Origin of the sequence: Paenibacillus sp. NFR01 (genome assembly GCF_900111565.1) — a bacterium.
GTDB lineage: Bacteria > Bacillota > Bacilli > Paenibacillales > Paenibacillaceae > Paenibacillus_AQ.
Window position 1 is genome coordinate 666350 of the sequence record NZ_FOIK01000001.1, and the last position, 19201, is coordinate 685550.

The following is a 19201-nucleotide window of genomic DNA, read 5'->3' on the forward strand; positions in this document are numbered from 1 at the left end:
ATTCCAAGGAGAACGACAATGCCGATCATTGATATTCATATCCACCTTTCGGATATCGACAGCTTCCATCACACCGCTGCTGAATTGTCCAAAGTGGACTACACCGCTGAAGGCCTAAAAGCGGAATTCGCTAGAAACGACGTGATTCTCGGAATCGGAATGGGCGTCACGGAGCAGTCCAAGGGAGCCTTCCCCGACTCCACTTCTCCGAACCCGATGCGCCTTGATCTTGAAGACAAAGTTCCTTCGTTCCTGATGGAATGCGTCGGCATCAACCCGAACCGGCTGGACGGCGCAGAGGCCCAAGAGGAGCTCGACCGGATCGAAGCCCGGCTGAGGGCGCCGGAGGTCGCGGGCATCAAGCTGTATGCCGGCTATTACCATCATTTTGTGTACGACAAAATCTATGGTCCCGTCTATGAATTGGCCGCCAAATACGGCTTGCCCGTCGTCATCCATACCGGCGATACGTATTCGATGAACGGCCTGCTGAAATATTCGCATCCCTTAACGGTGGATGAGCTGGCTTTGCAGCAGCGCGGGGTTAACTTTATGATCTGCCATCTCGGGGACCCCTGGGTCATGGATGCGGCGGAAGTCGTCGCCAAGAATCCGAATGTCTATGCCGATTTGTCCGGCCTGGTTGTCGGCGACCGCCCGCATTTCGAGCGGTTCATGAACGAACCGTTGTTTATGGACCACTTCCGACGGGCATTGGTGTACTCCGACCATTACGAGAAAATGCTCTTCGGAACCGACTGGCCGCTCGCGCCAATCGACCTGTATGCGGAGTTTATCCGCAGGCTTGTACCCGAGCAGCATCATGAGAAGGTATTTTACGAAAATGCCTTCGGTTTGTTCCCGCGCATCCGGGAGCGGATCGGGAAATAGGCACAAACGTGGAGAATACAAAGCAAAAGGCGCCAGCTTACGGCGCCTTTTATTATTATTTTCGGAGGATTGCCCGGTAAAAGAACTTGGGCAGCGCGGTTTGCCGCCGCCAGCGCGATTTCTGCCCTTTTGCGACAGGCGCCGTAAACAGCCGGTGAAGCCATTCCAGATTCAAGGCTTTCCAGATCCGGGGTGCCGGTTTTATTTTTCCTGCGACAACATCCAAGCTGCCCCCAACGCCAAATACCACCTTTACGCCACCGAGCTTCTGCTTGTGCTTGTGAATCCACTTATCGGTATAGGGCGCGCCCATGGCAATAATCAAGATCGTTGGTTGGGTACGCTGAATGTCCTCGAGTATGTATGTCTCCTCTTCCGCCGTGAAGAAGCCGTTATGTCTGCCGGCAACGGATACGTTCGGGTAGCGGCGCTGAATCTCGTTCACGGCATTGAGGCTGGTTTCTTCATCGGTGCCCAGAAAATAAAAGCTCCAACGGTTCTCGTTGCCCGCCTCCAGCATGCGCAGCAGCAGATCGTAACCCGTGACCCGTTCCTGGATCGGCTGGCCTTTTCTTTTGGCGGCAAACACGATCCCGATCCCGTCCGGCGTAATTAAATCCGCTTCCTGCACGATGGTTTGCAGCAGCACATCCGTCTGATGGACAATGGCGATCTCCGGGTTTGCGGTAATCAGATGAAAAAGCTTCGGCTGCTCCGATTGGATATGGGCCGTCAAATGCTGTACCGTTTCATGAAGCGTCAGCTTGGAAAAAGGGACTCCTAATATTTCGACTGTTTCTGACATTTGCTCTCCTTTCCGGATACGGAAGATAAAGAAATATTACCATACCGGATGGGGCTTATTGGAATATATTTGGTGGACGATTCTATAAAAGGAGCAAATCCATGATTTTAAAGCTGGTCCCGTTACGAATTCCCGGCGGGTGGTATGTCGTGCTTAATGATTTTTCGGAAGCATCGCCAGAGGAGTTTGTAACAGACGATTATGAGCATCGTTGGGAGTTTAAAGAAGATATCCTGCAACTTCGAAATGAATAGTTCCCGAAGTCTGGAAGAAATAAAGATAAAAATCGAAGAGTTTCTAAACATATAACACAAGCGCCGAAACACGGGGGAATCCCGGTTCCGGCACATGAGTCTTGGGAAGAGATCTTGAGACACAAAGCTTGTTCTACAGCGCCCCGGCATCCCGGGCCGTGAAGAGGGATGGATAAATCGGCCGGAAATTCAATTCCTCGCGAATGCGTCTTGTATCGACAATCCCTTCCCAAGGGTTGAACTCCTGGCGGGACGCTTCAGGCGTGTATTCGCTGTGGTGTAGTTCGAGCAGCTGCAGGACCGTCATCGGGGCATCGTCGGCTACATTATAAATTCGGCCGTCAATGCCTGGCGTAACAGCGGCAAGCCGCAATGCTTGTGCGACGTCGGCGTGATGACTCATATGCACCCGTTTGGCCGGATGCCAGTCTCGCAGAAGCGGCAGAAACTCCGTGATGTGCGGATCGCCGTCGCCATAGACAAACGGCAGCCGGACGATGCGCAAGCCTAAGCTCTGTTCGCGGTACAGTTGCTGCAACGCTTTTTCGGCTTCTGCTTTGCTTTGCGGATAGGCAAAAACCGGCAGCAGTTCATCATCTTCCCGGTGCGGTCTGGGATGAATCCCAGGTCCGTAAACCTGTCCAGTGCTGGCAAAAACAAAGCGCGGTACGCCCGCCTCCAGCGCAGCTTGCGCGAGCGCCAGTGTCCCGTCGAGGTTAGCCGTCCATGTGGTTGCCTCGTCTACGCCGCGAAACTGTGCCGCCAGGTGCACGATGGCATCGACCCCGCGGAGCGACTCCATGTAACTCTCCGGCACCAGCAGATTCCCCTCGACAATTTCAGCTCCCTGAACGCGCAAGGCTTCTGCTTTGGACGCGTCGCGGACCAGTACTTTTACCTGATGGCCATGCTGAAGCAAACGTGGAGCAAACCGGCTTCCTACTTTACCTGTAGCGCCTGTGACCCATATGATCATTTTTTATCCTCCCATGTATTGATGGTATACTCGAAGTATAATGAATCAAGATATTCGCTGCCTGCCTGCGTTTATCATAGGACTGGCAGTGTCAGGATAAGAGGAGGCCCACATGGACACGATCTCTTCCAGAGCGTCGTTAGGTGATTTTTTGCGTTTAAGAAGGGAAAGGCTGGCGCCGGAAGAGGCGGGAATAACCGTCTATGGACGGCGGCGGACACCGGGACTGCGGCGGGAAGAGGTAGCACAGCTTGCCCACATCGGGACATCCTGGTACACGTCACTGGAGCAGGGCAGAGATGTACACCCGTCGGAGGATGTGCTGAACAATATAGCCAAAGCGCTCCGGCTCAGCGAGGATGAACGCCGGCATCTGCTCCTTCTGGCCAGACCCGCACAGCAGCAAGAGCTGGAGGATACGCATATGAACGCGGGGCTGGAGCGAATGGTGGCGGCCCTGGAACCGAATCCGGCTTTCGTGCTCGGCAGAGGCTGGGATTTGCTGCTCTGGAATAAAGCGGCCGAGCTGGTATTCCGTTTTCCGCCGGTTGCGGAGCCTGGTGCCGAGCGGCCCAACTGGATGCGGCTCTTTTTGACCAATCAACGGCCGGATGTACAGGACAAACTTGCCTGGGCAAAGCGGATCATTTCCCGTTTCCGCGCGGATTACGCACATTTTCCCAATGATCCTAGATTTATCGAGCTAATTGAGGAGTTCACCCGGATCAGCCCGGTGTTTCGGGAGCAGTGGCCGCTGCATGACGTGCAGACCGTAGCTGAATGCCATAAACAGTGGTTTGATTCCCGCATCGGGGACATGGAATTTGATCATCTGATCCTTTGCCTGCCCTCTCATCCGGGACTGCAAGTTATGGTATATACAGCGACGCCGGAGACGGCGGAACGATTGGAGAGGTCGTTAGGCAAGCTGGCGGCACTGGAAACAATAACGGTTCCAGACCCTACACACTAAGAACCGGAGGACGAAAGGATGGACAGCATTATTTTTGATCTGGATGGTACGTTGTGGGATTCCACGGATACGGTGGTCGTAGCTTGGAACAGCGTGCTGGAGAACTATAAAGAAGACATTAGCCCCATTACAGCAGAGGATCTTCAAGGGGTGATGGGCCTGCAAATTGAGGAGGTCGGGCGCCGGTTGCTGCCGAACGTAGAAGCGGAGAGGCAGCATAAGATTCTGATCGAATGTTGTGACGCGGAGAACGAATCGCTGGTCAAACGGGGCGGGAAGCTGTACCCGAATCTGGAACCGGTACTCATCGCCTTGTCGCGCAAATATAAATTGTTCATCGTCAGCAATTGCCAAGAGGGATATATCGAATCTTTCTTCGCGTACCATCAAGTGGGGGGCTATTTCACGGATTACGAGAATCCGGGACGGACGGGCCTGTCGAAAGGCGAGAACATCAAGCTGGTGATGGAGCGGAATCAGCTCAAAAGTCCGGTATATGTGGGAGATACGGAAGGGGATCATAAGGCGGCGTTATTTGCCGGAATTCCGTTTATCTATGCACGTTACGGGTTCGGGGAAGCCAGCGGGTATGATGATGCCATTGATCGTTTGGATGGGTTGTTGGAATTGTTTTGAAAAATAAAGGATACCGGCAGCCATATGCTGAGGGTATCCTTTTTGATTGCACCAATTATTCCTTCACGCCGTGAAACGGAATCTTGGACCGCAAAAACGCCAGCCAGCCGGCGATGGAAATCACTGCGATAGCGGTGATCAAGGCGCCCAAACCGACGACGATATTGCCCCAAGGCACCGAAGCGATCGCCATCCCGACGCTGCCGAACACGGTCGTAACGGTGTTGATGATCGAAGAGACGGATCCGGTGTCGCCCTGCTGCTGGCGGAACAGGATGCTCATGCTGAATGGCCGGGTGGCCGTAAAGGCCAGCGACATCCAGACAAACGTCAGCAAGAAAAGCGCCGGCGAGTGCGTACCGACGGTCATGACTAGCACGCCGCTGGCAGCGCCGATGATAAAGCAGGCCGTGGCGAAAGCCTTTTTGTTCATTTTGCTGAAGAAGCGGACATACAGGAACGGGCCTAGAATGGACACAAGCGCGTTGGCGGCAAAAAAGTAACTGTATACTTGCTCGTTCAGCCCGAAGGAATCCACGTAAATATAGGACGAGACGGCGATGTAGCCCATGAACGGCAGGGCCAGCAGCGAGAAGATGATCGTCGGGTAGAAGAAACTCCGGTTCCGGGCGACCACCACGAGCCGTCCCATGGAGCCCATCAGCGTACCTTTGTACCGTTCTTGTTCGTGCAGCGATTCCTGGTATAACAGCGTCAACACGAGGTTGATCACGCCGATTCCCGCAAGCGTCCAAAAGGAACCTCTCCAGGAGGAGAAGCTGAGGATGAATGCCCCGATAATCGGAGCGATCATGGGCGCGATCCCGGAAATGGATTGAATGACGGCGAGAATGCTCTCTCTTTTTTTACCGGAGAAACAGTCTTTAACCATGGCGACCGATACAGTTGTAATTGCTCCGGCTCCGATGCCTTGAACGGCCCGCGCGATGATCAGAAAATACACATTACCGGATAACGCGCAAGCTACGGTGCTGGCGATATACACCAGGTTGCCCAGCATCAGAATCGGCTTGCGGCCGTATTTGTCGCTGAGCGGTCCCCAGAACAAAATGCCTATAGCATAAAAGATGAAAAAGATACTCAGCGTAAGGTTAGTAATCGTCGCATTGCTGTGAAAATATTCGCTCATCTTCGGCAACGCAGGCAGATACAAGTCCGTGGACAGCGGGATGAACATATTCATCAGTGCGATAAAGGCGACGATTCCCGTCGAGCCCAGAAATTTCTGTCTGGCAGCCGGCTGCGCCTCATGGATGTCGGTTTCTTTCAAAGCTTTCGTGCCCCCTGGTTCATAGAATAAAGTTTGTGATACAATAACAGAACCGATAATATTTAATAAAAATAAATAGTTCATAAATATTAACTTTTCTAGAATAAGAGACAGGCAGCGGATTGTCAATAGATCAATGAATGAACACGGGGGCGGTTATGGGATGGAAAATGAAAAGCTGAACGAGGCGGCGCAAGGATTGTCGTCGCTTTTAACTGTAATGGATCGCAGGCTGATCCGTCCGCATGAGCAGAAGACCCGGCATATCGTAAGCCCGCTGGTCATCCATGTGCTGATGATTTTGTCGGAACGGGAATCGGCCATCATGACCGAGCTCGCCCAGGAAATCCAGATTGCCAAATCTCAGCTCACGCCGATCATCGACAAGCTGTGCGAGAACGGAGATGTGGAGCGGGAGCATGACGCAAAAGACCGCAGAATCATCAATATCCGCATTACGCCAAAGGGAGCTGCCAAGCTTCGGGAGTTGCAGGATACGCTTTTTCAATCGGTGAAATCCAAACTGGAGCCACTGGCCCCCCAGGAGATCGCGTCACTCCAGCATGCGCTGAACGAGTTATATCGGATTATTAATAAAATGTAGGGCTGATTTGGAGAAAACGTAAGAAGTTGGCGGTTTTGTGGCAAAACCAAATTTTTGAAGGAAAAATCTTCCTAGATGTCGAATTATGGTATCGAAAGGAGGTTTAGGTCGTATTACACAGAAGTATGAAGTTTGAACTATCGGGAGCAATGAAAGAATAACTAGATGAAGACTGGGGGAGTTTTTGTTGGCGGTGCTCGTTGCACTATTTTTCGTAGCGTCAATTGTTCTTATTATTTTGGGGATTATTTCGGCTATTCGAAAGAAACCTAAAACACGTCTAACATTCATATCGGCAGGTGTTTGTTTCGTACTTATGTTTGTTTTTGCATTTGCGTCAGGTAGCAAATCCGATGAAAATACTGTGGCTGGTCCCGAAAATACCGTATCGGCTGATGAATCCGTAGGGACTGTGGCGAATGTTGAAAATAGCGGAGCAGCTAAAGTGGAAGATGCTTCTAAAGCTGATGCCGACGCGAAGGCCAAAGCAGACGCAGATGCAAAGGCCAAAGCCGATGCAGATGCAAAGGCCAAAGCCGATGCTGATGCAAAAGCCAAAGCTGACGCTGATGCAAAGGCTAAGGCTGACAGAGAGGCGGCTCTTGCATCTATGGTGAAGACTGTAGATGAAGTTGAAGGAATCACTTGGTATCAAGATAAATCGGCTCCAAAGTATATTAACGAGAATGGAATTTATGCCTACTTCGGCATTCAAAATGATAGTGTTTCTGGACTTTACTTAAAAATCCAATATGCTGGACAGGATTGGCTTTTTATCAAAAACTATGTTTTTAATATTGATGGGATGAAGTTCGAAATCGACCCTGGACTGATGGGGGCGGAAAGCGATATGAGCACCGACCTCAATAATCCTGGTGTTTGGGAGTATCATGATGAATTGCTGGATAGCAAACAAATTGAAAAATTACAGCAAATCATTGCTTCTCAGAAAACTATTATGCGACTTGAAGGCAACCAGCGGAATAAAGATGTTGTTTTAAGTGCTGAGCAGAAGTCATCGCTCAAACGTACGTTGGATGCTTATATCGCCGCCGGTGGCGAAATTTAAAGCATTTCCATGGACCCTACCTAAAGGTGGGGTTTTTTTATGTCCAAAAGACGTGCAAATTTCTACTTCCGGGTGAGGTTTTTGTCGTTTCATGAGAATTGTTGCCGTACGAGTAACCTAATATATGGTATTGTAGGAGAGTGAATATCCTATACGTGTTCGAAGGCAACTATGAAGTGATGTTATCAAGACCTATTATATGATATTAAAATGAAGGCGAGGAATATTACTTGATTGGATTCAGTACAATTTTACCATTATCTATAAATACTACTATCGAAGAATTTTTCCTTATATGTAGAAATTGGATGAAGGATAGCCCGCATACAACTTTAGATATTCATGGGGAATTGAATGAGATAGAAGATGGTCTGAAATATACAAGTCATAATGAATCTTTGGAATTTGTGAATGTAAAAGGCGAAGAGGGTATTCATTGTGGAGTAAGACATACAAAAAAAGACATAGATTGTGAATGGAGAACCGATGTTCTTGGATATAAAACAAATCAAAATTTTCTAGTATCAATTGTAACTTCTAAAGCTGAATTTAATGTAAAAACATACAGTAAGCTTCCTTCTAGACCCTATATAATAAAGCTTTTGATGGAACAAACAGGTTCGATGTACGATGATAAAATAATAATTCAAAAGGAACCCAAAAAAGTTGATTTGACAAACTATCAGGAAATTGTTGCAATCATGAAGAATGAAACCAATAATCGATTTCCAGTTGTTTACATAAGCAAATATTTTACGGGTGATTACTTAATTAATCCAACTGAACTCGCAAAATGGTTATCTGGATTTGCACATGTATACTTCGAGGATAATAAAGAGGTATCAAAGAAAATAAAAGAACTTACCAATGGAATAAACCCCTATAACGGAACAATTGGTATATACTGGCCCGGAGGTGCACGAAATAATTACTACAATAGTGAGGACTCCGACCATATATTTAAGCTTAGATCATTTGTACAAAAGACTTTAAGTAGTAGAACCTTGATCAAAGAATGTCGTTGGTCATACATACAAGATATTAAATATAAGTTAAGATTGGAAGAATACAAAAGGAATAATTTAGAGTTAACAGAATTTATGGAGTACACCTTTAACGAAATTAATGTATTAAAAGAACGAATAAATAACTTAGAAGCTGAAAATGAATATTTAAATCAACAGCTTGAAATAAGGGCTGATAATGAATTTAACGACTTGCCTACGCTTATATTTAAGGGAAATGAGAGAGAGATATTTAAAAATGAACAGTTGGAACTTATTCTTGAAGTACTAAAAGAAAAATTGAATAGTGGCGCTTGTTCAGAGAGAATGAGGAATATGATTATTTCAATTCTAGATTCTAATGATAAGTCGGATAATAAAGAGATATTTTTGAATTCGGTAAAACGAATCTTAACTTCAGATAAAGGACTTACAAAACAAAACAAGAAGGAAATGAAAAAGTTGGGTTTTGAAATTACTGAAGAAGGTAAACATTTTAAATTAAAATTTCAAGGGGATGATCGATATACTTTCACAGTTTCCAAGTCTCATAGCGATCATAGAGCCCCCAAAAATAATTATTCTCAATTTAAGGAGTATTTTTTCTCTGTTTAGGTCATTAGTTGATGTTTTGTATAAACAAACAGTGGTTTATCGTAGTGAACAATGATATAGATTGTTTATCCTTTCTTTAAAGCGATACTCCGACTCATTTTGAGTTAGTGTATCGCTTTTTTAGATCTATTGTAAAAATTAATTTATTATATGCTACAATAATCATTACTCGTATTCACTTACTTTTTCTCATCTATAGGAGGCATATATGCAACCGATTTATCCCCCCGAGATTCAAGAGCGCCTCGACCGCTTTGTCGATCAGGAGCTGTATATGCATTTGGAAGTGACCACCGGTGCGTACGCCAGCCATTTTGACAGCTCGAAGCATCCAGGTTCGGCCTTTGTATCGAATGCGGTGATCCGCTATACAGTCGGCTCCATTTCTGGCACAGGACCGTACCGGGTCGGACTCAAAACCACCCAGGGCTGGGTTTATGCCGAAGGACTCACGCATATCGACGCTTCGGATACGCAGCGGCTGATTCTGGCCGGGCACGACGGGCAAGGCAAACTGATGGTGGCCCTGCAGCTTAGCCGGGAACCCTTTTGACGAACAAAGAGAGCAGAGGAGAAACCATGAAGAAAACGACATCGCAAGCTGATCATCAACGCATTATAGTTGTACTTCCCCATCCGGATGACGAGTCCTTCGTTGCCGCGGGGACGTTGGCCAAATATATACACAGCGGCGCGCAAGTGACGTATGCCTGCCTGACGCTGGGCGAGATGGGCCGAAATATGGGGATCCCGCCGTTCGCCAACCGCGTAACCTTGCCGCACATCCGTAAAGACGAGCTGATCAACTCCTGCAACGCCATCGGCATTCAGGACCTCCGCATGCTCGGTTTCCACGATAAAATGGTCGAGTTCGAAGACCAGCAGGCGCTGGATGCTACGATTTTTGCTTTGCTTCAAGAATTGAAGCCCTCGCTGGTCATCACCTTTTATCCGGGGCTCAGCGTCCATCCGGACCATGATGCCACCGGAGAAGCGGTAATCCGGACGATCCGCCGGCTGCCGGCAGCAGAACGGCCGGTCGTGCTCTGCAAAGCTTTTTCAGTCGGACACGAAGAGCAGATTGGAAAAGCGGATGTGACCATCGACGTGACGCCGTTCATTAAACAGAAAATGGACTCGATCCGCGCGCACCGCACGCAATTTCAAGCCCCCGAGCTGGTCGGCAACCGTGAGCTGACCGAGGAAGAAATCCGGTACCGGTACGGTACGGAACAGTTCTGGACGTACCGGTTTTAATATGAAGCCGCGACGTGACGGCAGCTACATCCCGGCTTCCCGCCAGTGCGATTCCAGCGGCAAGGGGACGAGGTAAGGCGCGGCGTGCTGTATGTTCTCGATGAACTGCGCCAGCGCGCTGGTCTTAATGGAATCCTTGTGGCGGATGAAGTAGGTCTTCGTAGAGCCGAAGCGCGACGGCACGGCGAAGGTGCGCAGCAGTCCTTTCTCCTCATACAAGCGGACCGCGGAGTGGGGGATGAAGGAAGCGCCAAGGTCGGATAAAACGCCCTGGATGATGAAGTCGGTATGGTTAAATTCCATATAACGAACCTTGCCGAAGCCTTTGAACTGCAGCCAGCTCTCCAGCTGGTGACGGTTCGGGCACCCGGCGGTGTTCATCAGGAACGGTTTGCCGGCCAGTTGGGCGATGTCCGCGTATTCAGGGCGGGCGACAATGACGAGTTCTTCGCTGATTTCCAGCTCGTGGACAATACTGTCGTCCCTGGCAACCGTATGTTTGACAAATGCCCCGTCGAGCTCGTATTTCAGCACCTTGTCCAGCAGCTCGTCGCTGGGTCCCGAGAAGAGAGACAAATCCACGTCAGGATAGGTTTTGTGGTACTTAGCCAGCACTTCGGGAAGATGCAGCGAGGAAATGCTGTGGTATGCGCCGATCGCCAAAGGGCCGGCAGGGACGCCGGTTTCATTGAGCGATTTGCCGGCTTCATCCAGAAGGTGCAAAATTTGCTCGGCATATTTCAGCAGCCGTTCACCGGCAGGCGTAAGGATCATGCCGCGCTGGCGGTAAAAGAGCGGCGTCTTCAGCTCCGTCTCCAGCTGCCGGATTCTGGCCGTGACATTGGACTGTACGTAACCGAGGCTAAGCGCAGCTTTGGTAATGCTTCCTTCCAGTGCAACGGCTTTGAATATCCGCAGTTCTCCGCTTTCCATCGAATCATCCCCTCTATATATCACTTTTTATGAAAGTTAGAATCATTTATAATCATTTTACGTGATGCAAAGGATGCTGTAAACTGTGAATCAAGAAGAGATCACAGTTACAGAGGAGCGATGGATGATGAAAACCATGATTATTGTTGCGCATCCCGATTTACGAACATCCCGGATTCACCGGACCTGGACGGAGGAATTACGGGAGCATGAGGAATTTACGGTACATTCGCTGTACAATGTTTACCCGGACGGCAACATCGACGTTAAACGCGAGCAGGCGCTGCTCGACAGCCATGACCGGATTATTTTCCAATATCCCCTTTATTGGTACAGCACGCCGCCGCTTTTGCATCACTGGTTTGACGAGGTGCTGGAGCCGGGTTGGGCTTTTGGCCCGGGCGGCGATCATCTACGCGGCAAAGAGATCGGCATTGCCATCTCCACGGCCGGCACCGCGGCTTCTTACCATCCGGAAGGCTACAACCTGTTCCCGATCCGGGACATTACGAAGCCGGTAGAAGCCTTGGCGAACCATGTCCACGCGGCGTATCTGCCGCTGTATGTGCTGCATGATTCCCGTAACGTAACGGATGCGGAACTGCGCGAGAGCACGGAGGCATATTTGCGGCATTTAGCTGCCGGTCATCCGGCCGCCGCTTCCGTAAACGCATAAATGGTACATGAAAAAGAGGCTGTTCCAAACGTTTTTTACGCTTATGGCAGCCAAGAGCTTTAATTCATCAAAAAACAGGGCAGCAATCCTCCCGTTATTGGAGGATCGCTGCCCTGTTTTTTGGGGTCCGCCGCGGCTTGCTTGCCCAGATTATAAGCTATGCGGTTGTTGCCGGCAAATCTGCCGCCAGCTTCATCAGGCAATCGCGGCACAGACAAGCGGAGCCGGGGTATTTCCTTTTCACCCGGTTAAGCGCTTCGGCAGGCAAGGAAAGGGTCATGCACCAGCAGCTTTCCGCTGGTTGGTCATGCGCCACGGCGCAGCCGTTGTCTCCGCCGCAGCCGGGACAGACGGCTTCCGGCGGCAGCAGATTTGTAAAGCGGGAATCAGTGTTTATGACAGCTGCCCCCTTTCGTAAAATTCGATATGAAAACTTTACGCGAAATCGTGTTTTTCCGCAAATCTTAATGCGATCTTAATGTTTCGGCTAAAATGTTTATACGATCCTGATACAGGCGATGATATACTCACATTTAAAGGACTTATTTATGAAGCAGGAAGCGAGTGAACGCGCGTATGTCCAGTCATCCCGGCGGGGGCAGCCCGGACGGCCGCAAGGCTGTTGATTTTTCAAAGAAGCGGGGATCATTGAAGGTATTTATCGGGTTTTCGCCCGGGGTCGGCAAGACCTATGCGATGTTATGCAGCGCCCAGAAAGAACAAAATGAGGGCAAGGACGTCGTAGTCGGCTATATCCAGAATTATAAGCGCTCCAGTCTCCAGCCGCTTCTGGATGAACTGGAGCCGTTGCCTCTGTTAACCTCGCGGGTCTCCGCCTCCGGGGTGCAGGAATTCGACCTGGATGCCGCGCTTAAACGGAAACCGCAGCTGATCGTGGTCGATAATCTGGCCCACCGCAACCATGAAAGCGCCCGGCACAAAAAGCGGTATCAGGATGTGGAGGAGCTTCTCCGCGCGGGCATCGACGTCTATACCACGCTGAATATCCAGCAATTGGAGAGCCTGACGGATATCGTGTCCCCGATGATCGCTTTTGTCCAGCCGGAACGGATTCCCGATCAGATCCTGGATCATGCGGATTTTATTGAACTAATCGACGGCGATCCGGATGAGCTGATCCTGAAGTTCAACAACAACCTGATCTTTCAGGATGAGGAGGAGAAAAACGCATATGCGCCGTTGTACCAGAAGGACAGGCTCGTCGCGCTCCGGGAAATCGCCCTCCGCGTTGCCTCCCAGCAGCTGAGCCGGATTGCCGCCCGCCTGCTCGTGCAGGGCAAACGGAACGACGAAACGATCAAGGATCATGTTCTGGTCTGCTTGTCGTCCGCCAAATCCAACCAGAAGGTGATACGCACCGCGGCAAGAATGGCGGAAGTATTTCATGCCCGCTTTACGGCGCTTTATGTGGAGACCTCGGAGAGCCGTGTCCAGGATCGAAACGAGTCCGCAGCCCTGCGGGAGAACTTCCGGTTGGCGGAACAGCTGGGCGCGCAGATTGCCACCGTGTACGGGGACGATATTCCATTGCAGATTTCGGAATACGTGAAGACGAGCCGGGTCTCGAAAATCGTGCTGGGCCGGTCGTTGAACCGGCGGAGCCGCTTCTCGATGGCGACGACCGTGGATAAGCTGATCGCGGCGGTTCCCAATACCGAGACCTATATCATTCCATACAGCCAGTCATCGTTCAAAAACCGCTTCCGGATGTTCAGCCTGGCGCCGGTTTTTTCGGTAACGGACGTAATCAAAACGCTGGCGATTCTGACGGTATGTACGCTGCTGGGCTTATGGTTTTATGCGCTGGGGCTCCGGGAAGCCAATGTTATTACTTTGTATATCCTGGGAGCGCTGGTGAACGCCATGATTACCCAGGGAAGATTGTACAGCGGATTTACCTCCTTTATCAGCGTGCTGGTGTTTAATTATTTTTTCACGGAACCGCGCTTTTCGTTTCAGGCATATGATCCAAGCTATCCCGTGACCTTTCTGGTGATGCTGGTAGCTTCTTTCCTAACGAGTACGCTCACGCTGCGGGTTCGAATGCAGGCCAAACATTCCGCACAGAAGGCCTACCGCACCGAAGTGCTGCTGGAGACCAACCGGAAATTGCAGCAGGCTGGCGATGCCGCAGCGATTCTGGAGGAAACCGGCCGGCAGCTGGTGAAGCTTCTGGAACGGACCGTCGTGATGTACCCGGTTGTGAACGGCAAGACGGCAAGCCCGTTATTGATTCCAAAGTCCGGTTTTTCTTTTGAGGAACAGCAGGAGCTGGCCGGGGAGAAGGAACGGATTGTGGCCGATTGGGTCGTGCGCAACAATAAACGTGCAGGGGCGACGACAGATACGTTTTCCAATGTCCGCTTTCTGTACCTGGCGGTCCGCGGCGGAGCGGAAGAGGTCTATGCCGTTGCCGCCGTTGATGTCGGGCAGGAAGCGCCGCTCGAAGTCTTCGAGAAAAGCCTCATGATCGCGATGCTCGGCGAATGCGCCCTTGCCCTGGAGAAAGAAACGCTGTATGAACGCCAAAAAAGCATTTCGATGCAAATTCAACAGGAGCAGCTCCGGGCCAACCTGCTGCGCGGAATATCCCATGATCTCCGCACGCCGCTGACCAGCATATCCGGCAATGCAGGCATGTTGATCAACAATACGGCGGTATTAAGCGATGAGCAGCGAAAAAGCCTTTACAGCGATATTTTCGACGACTCCATCTGGCTGATTCACTTGGTCGAGAATGTTCTGGCGATCAGCCGGATCGAAAACGGTGCGCTCCATCTGAACTTTCAGGTCGAATTGATCGAAGATGTCATTCTGGAGGCAATTCAGCATGTAAAACGCAACAAAAACAGCCATTCCCTCCATTCGGTTATGCAGGATGAGCTGCTGATGGCCGATATGGATTCCCGGCTGATCGTTCAGGTGATTGTGAATCTGATCGATAACGCGATCAAATATACTCCGGCAGGCACTGCAATCTCGATCACGGCGAGACAGGATGGGGATTACGCTCTGATCGAAGTTTCAGATGAAGGTCCGGGCATCCCGGACGAGGATAAACCGCGGATCTTCGATACGTTCTTCACGCTCAACCGCAAGGTGGATGGCCGCCGCGGTCTGGGCCTGGGGCTTTCGCTGTGCAAATCCATTGTTGAGGCGCATGGCGGAACCATTGGCTTGCAGGACCACTATCCCCGCGGAACGACATTTTGGTTCAACATACCCGTATCTGAGGTGACGATACATGAATAAACCGTTCATTCTGGTCGTGGAAGACGACACGCCGATCCGCAAATTGATTACCACGACGCTGGAGACGCAAGGCTACCGCTATCAATCGGCCTCCACCGGCGAAAGCGCAATAATGGAGGCGTCGACCCGGCAGCCTGACCTGATGATTCTGGATTTGGGGCTGCCCGACATGGACGGGGTGGAGATTATCCGAAAAATCCGCACCTGGTCCACCTTGCCGATCATTGTGGTCAGCGCCCGCAGCGAGGACCGGGACAAAATCGACGCGCTGGATGCCGGCGCGGATGATTTTTTGACCAAACCCTTTAGTGTCGAAGAGCTGCTGGCAAGGCTGCGGGTAAGCCTGCGGAGGCTTCAATATGACAGAGACAGACCGCATATGGATTCTTCCGTCTTCGTCAACGGCCAGCTCCGGATCGATTATGCCGCGGGCTGTGTCTGGCTGCAGGACGAAGAAGTCCATTTAACGCCAAGCGAATATAAGCTGCTGTGTCTGCTTGCCAAACATGTAGGCAAAGTGCTTACGCATAATTACATCCTTCATGAGATTTGGGGTAATCATCCTTACGATACTCCGGCACTGCGCGTCTTTATGGCGACATTGCGCAAAAAAATCGAGCTGCCCGGCCATCCCAAGCTGATCCAAACCCATATCGGCATCGGGTACCGGATGCTGGCGGAGCAATAAGAAAACCTACCGCGACAAGGAGTGATACGATGAAGTTGCTGCTCACCTCTGGAGGCGTTATCAACAAAAGCATTCACGACGCGTTGGTTGACATGCTGGGCAAGCCGATCGCCGACTCGAGCGCCCTGTGCATCCCCACGGCGATGTATGGGCATCCCTGGGTCGGCCCCGGCGTCGAAGCCTGGAAGTTCATCAGCGGGAATTCCGAGAATCCGATGGTCGACCTGGGCTGGAAGTCCGTCGGCGTACTGGAGCTCACTGCGCTGCCAAGCATCGGCAAAGACCGCTGGGAGCCGCTGGTCAGGGAGGCGGATGTCCTGCTGGTATCGGGGGGAGACGCCCTTTACCTGTGCTACTGGATGCGGGAGTCCGGACTGGCAGACCTCTTACCGTCGCTGCGCGCCGTTTATGTGGGAATGAGTGCCGGAAGCATGGTGATGGCACCTAACATCGGGCAATATTTTGTGGGCTGGACGCCGCCCGCCGGTGGCGATGAAACGCTGGGTGTGGTAGATTTTGCGATATTTCCGCATCTGGACCATGAGCTGCTGCCTGATAACACCATGGCTGCTGCGGAGAAATGGGCGGCGGGCATGCAAGGCCCGGCTTATGCGATCGATGATCAGACCGCAATTCAAGTGATAGATGGAGCAGCCGAAGTGGTTTCCGAAGGAAACTGGAACTATTTTTCGCGCTGATCTGCACAAAGCATACAGAAATTAGATAAAGAAGAGCTGTCCAAGTAGCCGTTTTACGGCATTGGGGCAGCTCTTTTTTTCTTTAGGCCATCTTAACTCCGCCGCGCAAACCCTAACCCTATGCTAATGGCCGGAATGCTAAGCTTTAGAACGTGGGAGAGAGCAAATGAAGGGCGAGGCGAAGCAACATGAATGATGTGCCAAGAATCGTGGGGCTGATGTGTACCGTGCTGGTCGTTTTATATGCGGCGCGCAAAATCACGTTCCGCCTGGAGCTTATAAGAAGCTCGCAGGAGATCGGAGCCTTACCGTATGAAGACAGTGCAATCTATAAAGCCGCACAGGCATTTGCGTCGGGGCGTCCCGCGGATGAGGTGAAGCAAGGGTTATCCGGCAGCTATCAGCTGAATCCCGGTGACGCGGAGCGGATTATAGCCGCAGCCCTGCCGAACCGGGCCGATGTGGACGGCGGGTACGGCGCATTTTTGCAGGCCGTAAACGATGTGCTTGGCGGGGACGTTTATCAGCGAACGCTTTTTCGAGAATCTTAATGCGATCTTAATTTCGCACCTGAAGTCCTAATCCTGACTTAATGCGGGAAATGTTACTCTGATTTACGAGACAGATAGAGAGGGAGGGAGATCCGATGATGGATCTGGTGATGATACTCAGCTTGGCCGCCGCCTTTGGACTGGTGTATTCATTCATAATCTGGTGCGGGCGAGTCGTAGGCGAAGCGGAGGGAGAACGTTCATGAGCATCGTTGGCGTATTGACCGTACTGCTGTTTGCGTATCTGGTTTACGTTCTGGTGAACCCGGAGAAATTCTAAAATGAACGGTTACGAATAGGTTGAGGAGGGCATAACATGGCCATTTTACAGATGGTTGCGGTCATTGTAATTTCAATTTTGCTGGTAAAGCCGGTGGGAAGCTATATTTATCACGTGTTCTCGGATAGGCCCAACCGTACGGATAAGATATTCGGTCCACTGGAAAAAGGAATATATGCGTTTAGCGGTTTGCGGAAGCGGCCGCATATGAACTGGAAGCGGTATGCGATCAGCCTGCTGCTGACGAACGTAGTCCTGCTGGCAGTAAGCTATATCATTTTGCGCATTCAAAGCGGGCTGCCGCTGAATCCAAACGGAATCGGCGACATGCAGCCTACGCTCATCTTTAATACCGTTATCGCCTTCATGTCCAATACGGATCTTCAGCATTACAGCGGCGAAACGGGCTTGTCGTATCTCTCGCAAATGGTCGTCATCATGATGATGATGTTTACGTCGGCCGCTTCCGGGATCGTTGTTGCGATCGCCATCATTCGCGGGATCACGAGCAAAGGAAAAACGCTGGGGAACTTCTTCACCGATTTTGTCAAAGTGCATACCCGCCTGCTGATTCCGCTTGCGATCATTGTGACGCTGCTCCTGGTGGCCCTCAAGGTTCCACAGACGTTAAGCCCGACTGTAGAAGCGACAACCATCGAGGGCCAGCACCAAAAAATCGCGATCGGACCGGTGGCGTCGCTGGTCTCCATCAAACATCTGGGTACGAACGGCGGGGGCTTCTTCGGGGTCAACTCCGCGCATCCGTTTGAGAATCCGAACCCGCTGACGAACGTCATCGAAATCTTGTCGATGTGCTGCATCCCGATGGCGCTCACCTACACGTTCGGGAAATTTGCCAAAAATCAGAAGCAGGGCTGGGTCATCTTCGGAGCCATGTTTATCCTGTTTATCGGGTTCCTGTCCGCGGCCTATACCGCTGAGCTTCGGGGCAATCCGGCGGTGAATGCGCTGGGTATCGACGCTTCGCAGGGCAGCATGGAAGGCAAGGAGGTCCGCTTCGGCATTGCCCAATCGGCATTGTTCACTACCGTTACCACCGCTTTTACGACGGGCTCGGTCAATAACATGCATGATACCCTGACGCCGCTCGGCGGGTTGGTTCCGCTGGCGCTGATGATGCTTAATAACGTGTTTGGCGGCGACGGCGTCGGGTTGATTAACATGCTGATGTATGCTGTCCTCGCGGTCTTCCTGTGCGGATTAATGGTGGGACGGACGCCGGAATTCATGGGCCGCAAAATCGAAGCAAAGGAAATGAAGCTGATTGCCATTGCAATTCTGATTCATCCGTTCATTATTCTGGCGCCGACAGCGATCGCTTTCTTGACGGATCTTGGAAAAGGAGCCATCAGCAATCCGGGCTTCCACGGCATTTCGCAAGTCCTGTATGAATATACGTCAGCCGCCGCGAACAACGGTTCAGGGTTTGAGGGACTCGGAGACAATACGCCGTTCTGGAATATTTCCACCGGCCTGGTCATGCTGTTTGGTCGGTACATTTCCATGGTGGCCCTGCTTGGCGTCGCCGGTTCGCTGGTCTCCAAGCAATGGGTCCCTGAGACGATCGGTACGCTGCGTACCGATACGAAATTGTTTACGGGCATCCTGATCGGCGTCGTGCTGATCATCGGTGCGCTGACCTTTCTGCCGGCGCTTGTCCTTGGACCGATTGCCGAGCATTTGACACTCCTGAAATAGAAGAGGTG

The 19201-nt window shown here is 51.1% G+C and carries 21 protein-coding genes; 16 read left to right on the forward strand and 5 right to left on the reverse strand.

Translation table 11 applies throughout. From position 1 onward, the window contains the following. The first annotated feature begins 18 nt into the window (after positions 1–18). Positions 19–891: an amidohydrolase family protein gene (locus tag BMW84_RS02830; protein ID WP_091064239.1), complete on the forward strand. Its 873-nt coding sequence runs from the start codon at positions 19–21 to the stop codon at positions 889–891. Between the two features lie 55 nt (positions 892–946). On the opposite strand, the gene BMW84_RS02835 is transcribed toward BMW84_RS02830, so the two are convergent. Continuing rightward, entirely contained in the window at positions 947–1696 is a 750-nt protein-coding gene (locus tag BMW84_RS02835; RefSeq protein ID WP_091064241.1) for a WecB/TagA/CpsF family glycosyltransferase, read from the reverse strand. Between the two features lie 101 nt (positions 1697–1797). Here BMW84_RS02835 and BMW84_RS24645 point away from each other — a divergent pair, with 101 nt between their 5' ends. Continuing rightward, positions 1798–1950 carry a hypothetical protein gene (locus BMW84_RS24645; RefSeq protein WP_175498653.1) on the forward strand — a complete coding sequence of 51 codons (153 nt, stop codon included), beginning with the start codon at positions 1798–1800 and terminating at the stop codon, positions 1948–1950. A gap of 133 nt (positions 1951–2083) precedes the next feature. Here BMW84_RS24645 and BMW84_RS02840 read toward each other — a convergent pair whose 3' ends face one another. Next, the gene (locus BMW84_RS02840; RefSeq protein WP_091064244.1) at positions 2084–2926 is read right to left on the reverse strand and encodes an NAD-dependent epimerase/dehydratase family protein; all 843 of its coding nucleotides are present in this window, start codon (positions 2924–2926) and stop codon (positions 2084–2086) included. Between the two features lie 112 nt (positions 2927–3038). Here BMW84_RS02840 and BMW84_RS02845 point away from each other — a divergent pair, with 112 nt between their 5' ends. Together BMW84_RS02845 and BMW84_RS02850 are read left to right on the forward strand one after the other, a co-directional pair. Then, positions 3039–3899: a helix-turn-helix transcriptional regulator gene (locus BMW84_RS02845; RefSeq protein ID WP_091064246.1), complete on the forward strand. Its 861-nt coding sequence runs from the start codon at positions 3039–3041 to the stop codon at positions 3897–3899. An 18-nt stretch (positions 3900–3917) separates the two neighbouring features. Next, complete coding sequence (locus tag BMW84_RS02850; RefSeq protein ID WP_091064248.1) at positions 3918–4535, forward strand: HAD family hydrolase; 618 nt, start codon at positions 3918–3920, stop codon at positions 4533–4535. 55 nt (positions 4536–4590) lie between these two features. Here BMW84_RS02850 and BMW84_RS02855 read toward each other — a convergent pair whose 3' ends face one another. Continuing rightward, positions 4591–5826: a multidrug effflux MFS transporter gene (locus BMW84_RS02855; protein ID WP_217646114.1), complete on the reverse strand. Its 1236-nt coding sequence runs from the start codon at positions 5824–5826 to the stop codon at positions 4591–4593. Between the two features lie 163 nt (positions 5827–5989). On the opposite strand from BMW84_RS02855, the gene BMW84_RS02860 reads away from it, so the two are divergent. The 5 genes from BMW84_RS02860 to bshB2 all read left to right on the forward strand — a co-directional run bounded on the left by BMW84_RS02860 (position 5990) and on the right by bshB2 (position 10375). Further along, on the forward strand, positions 5990–6430 hold the full coding sequence (locus BMW84_RS02860) for a MarR family winged helix-turn-helix transcriptional regulator (protein WP_091064256.1): 441 nt from the start codon (positions 5990–5992) through the stop codon (positions 6428–6430). 187 nt (positions 6431–6617) lie between these two features. After that, positions 6618–7499 carry a hypothetical protein gene (locus BMW84_RS24650; RefSeq protein WP_091064258.1) on the forward strand — a complete coding sequence of 294 codons (882 nt, stop codon included), beginning with the start codon at positions 6618–6620 and terminating at the stop codon, positions 7497–7499. 230 nt (positions 7500–7729) lie between these two features. After that, positions 7730–9118, forward strand: coding sequence for a hypothetical protein (locus BMW84_RS02870; RefSeq protein ID WP_091064260.1), 1389 nt, complete (start codon positions 7730–7732; stop codon positions 9116–9118). A gap of 208 nt (positions 9119–9326) precedes the next feature. Further along, positions 9327–9671 carry a YojF family protein gene (locus BMW84_RS02875; RefSeq protein WP_091064262.1) on the forward strand — a complete coding sequence of 115 codons (345 nt, stop codon included), beginning with the start codon at positions 9327–9329 and terminating at the stop codon, positions 9669–9671. A 26-nt stretch (positions 9672–9697) separates the two neighbouring features. After that, positions 9698–10375: a bacillithiol biosynthesis deacetylase BshB2 gene (bshB2, locus tag BMW84_RS02880; protein WP_091064265.1), complete on the forward strand. Its 678-nt coding sequence runs from the start codon at positions 9698–9700 to the stop codon at positions 10373–10375. A gap of 24 nt (positions 10376–10399) precedes the next feature. Here the strand turns inward: bshB2 and BMW84_RS02885 are convergent, their stop codons facing one another. Further along, entirely contained in the window at positions 10400–11308 is a 909-nt protein-coding gene (locus tag BMW84_RS02885; protein ID WP_091064267.1) for a LysR family transcriptional regulator, read from the reverse strand. 127 nt (positions 11309–11435) lie between these two features. Here BMW84_RS02885 and BMW84_RS02890 point away from each other — a divergent pair, with 127 nt between their 5' ends. Then, positions 11436–11984 (forward strand): NAD(P)H-dependent oxidoreductase, encoded by a 549-nt coding sequence (locus tag BMW84_RS02890; protein ID WP_091064269.1) that lies wholly within the window; start codon positions 11436–11438, stop codon positions 11982–11984. A gap of 157 nt (positions 11985–12141) precedes the next feature. Here BMW84_RS02890 and BMW84_RS25190 read toward each other — a convergent pair whose 3' ends face one another. Then, positions 12142–12453, reverse strand: a complete 312-nt coding sequence (locus BMW84_RS25190) for a cysteine-rich CWC family protein (protein ID WP_139209614.1) — start codon at positions 12451–12453, stop codon at positions 12142–12144. Positions 12454–12548: 95 nt separating this feature from the next. Between BMW84_RS25190 and BMW84_RS02900 the strand changes: the two genes are divergently transcribed. The 6 genes from BMW84_RS02900 to kdpA all read left to right on the forward strand — a co-directional run bounded on the left by BMW84_RS02900 (position 12549) and on the right by kdpA (position 19193). Continuing rightward, entirely contained in the window at positions 12549–15257 is a 2709-nt protein-coding gene (locus BMW84_RS02900; RefSeq protein WP_254772845.1) for a sensor histidine kinase, read from the forward strand. Next, positions 15250–15945 carry a response regulator gene (locus tag BMW84_RS02905; protein ID WP_091064277.1) on the forward strand — a complete coding sequence of 232 codons (696 nt, stop codon included), beginning with the start codon at positions 15250–15252 and terminating at the stop codon, positions 15943–15945. The genes BMW84_RS02900 and BMW84_RS02905 overlap by 8 nt, the downstream gene beginning before the upstream one ends. Before the next feature lie 29 nt (positions 15946–15974). Beyond that, positions 15975–16643 carry a Type 1 glutamine amidotransferase-like domain-containing protein gene (locus BMW84_RS02910; RefSeq protein ID WP_091064280.1) on the forward strand — a complete coding sequence of 223 codons (669 nt, stop codon included), beginning with the start codon at positions 15975–15977 and terminating at the stop codon, positions 16641–16643. Between the two features lie 188 nt (positions 16644–16831). Continuing rightward, positions 16832–17194: a hypothetical protein gene (locus BMW84_RS02915; protein ID WP_091064281.1), complete on the forward strand. Its 363-nt coding sequence runs from the start codon at positions 16832–16834 to the stop codon at positions 17192–17194. Between the two features lie 202 nt (positions 17195–17396). Then, complete coding sequence (gene kdpF, locus BMW84_RS25195; RefSeq protein ID WP_368086712.1) at positions 17397–17474, forward strand: K(+)-transporting ATPase subunit F; 78 nt, start codon at positions 17397–17399, stop codon at positions 17472–17474. A gap of 36 nt (positions 17475–17510) precedes the next feature. Beyond that, positions 17511–19193, forward strand: a complete 1683-nt coding sequence (gene kdpA / locus BMW84_RS02925; protein WP_091064285.1) for a potassium-transporting ATPase subunit KdpA — start codon at positions 17511–17513, stop codon at positions 19191–19193. Positions 19194–19201: the final 8 nt, after the last annotated feature.

Coding starts and splice junctions, on each gene's coding strand:
- BMW84_RS02890 (WP_091064269.1), top strand. CDS start 11,436: ATGAAAACCATGATTATTGTTGCGCATCCCGATTTACGAACATCCCGG.
- kdpA (WP_091064285.1), top strand. CDS start 17,511: ATGGCCATTTTACAGATGGTTGCGGTCATTGTAATTTCAATTTTGCTG.
- BMW84_RS02850 (WP_091064248.1), top strand. CDS start 3,918: ATGGACAGCATTATTTTTGATCTGGATGGTACGTTGTGGGATTCCACG.
- BMW84_RS02835 (WP_091064241.1), bottom strand. CDS start 1,696: ATGTCAGAAACAGTCGAAATATTAGGAGTCCCTTTTTCCAAGCTGACG.
- BMW84_RS02840 (WP_091064244.1), bottom strand. CDS start 2,926: ATGATCATATGGGTCACAGGCGCTACAGGTAAAGTAGGAAGCCGGTTT.
- kdpF (WP_368086712.1), top strand. CDS start 17,397: ATGAGCATCGTTGGCGTATTGACCGTACTGCTGTTTGCGTATCTGGTT.
- bshB2 (WP_091064265.1), top strand. CDS start 9,698: ATGAAGAAAACGACATCGCAAGCTGATCATCAACGCATTATAGTTGTA.
- BMW84_RS02915 (WP_091064281.1), top strand. CDS start 16,832: ATGAATGATGTGCCAAGAATCGTGGGGCTGATGTGTACCGTGCTGGTC.
- BMW84_RS02860 (WP_091064256.1), top strand. CDS start 5,990: ATGGAAAATGAAAAGCTGAACGAGGCGGCGCAAGGATTGTCGTCGCTT.
- BMW84_RS02885 (WP_091064267.1), bottom strand. CDS start 11,308: ATGGAAAGCGGAGAACTGCGGATATTCAAAGCCGTTGCACTGGAAGGA.
- BMW84_RS02845 (WP_091064246.1), top strand. CDS start 3,039: ATGGACACGATCTCTTCCAGAGCGTCGTTAGGTGATTTTTTGCGTTTA.
- BMW84_RS24645 (WP_175498653.1), top strand. CDS start 1,798: ATGATTTTAAAGCTGGTCCCGTTACGAATTCCCGGCGGGTGGTATGTC.
- BMW84_RS02830 (WP_091064239.1), top strand. CDS start 19: ATGCCGATCATTGATATTCATATCCACCTTTCGGATATCGACAGCTTC.
- BMW84_RS02905 (WP_091064277.1), top strand. CDS start 15,250: ATGAATAAACCGTTCATTCTGGTCGTGGAAGACGACACGCCGATCCGC.
- BMW84_RS02910 (WP_091064280.1), top strand. CDS start 15,975: ATGAAGTTGCTGCTCACCTCTGGAGGCGTTATCAACAAAAGCATTCAC.
- BMW84_RS02875 (WP_091064262.1), top strand. CDS start 9,327: ATGCAACCGATTTATCCCCCCGAGATTCAAGAGCGCCTCGACCGCTTT.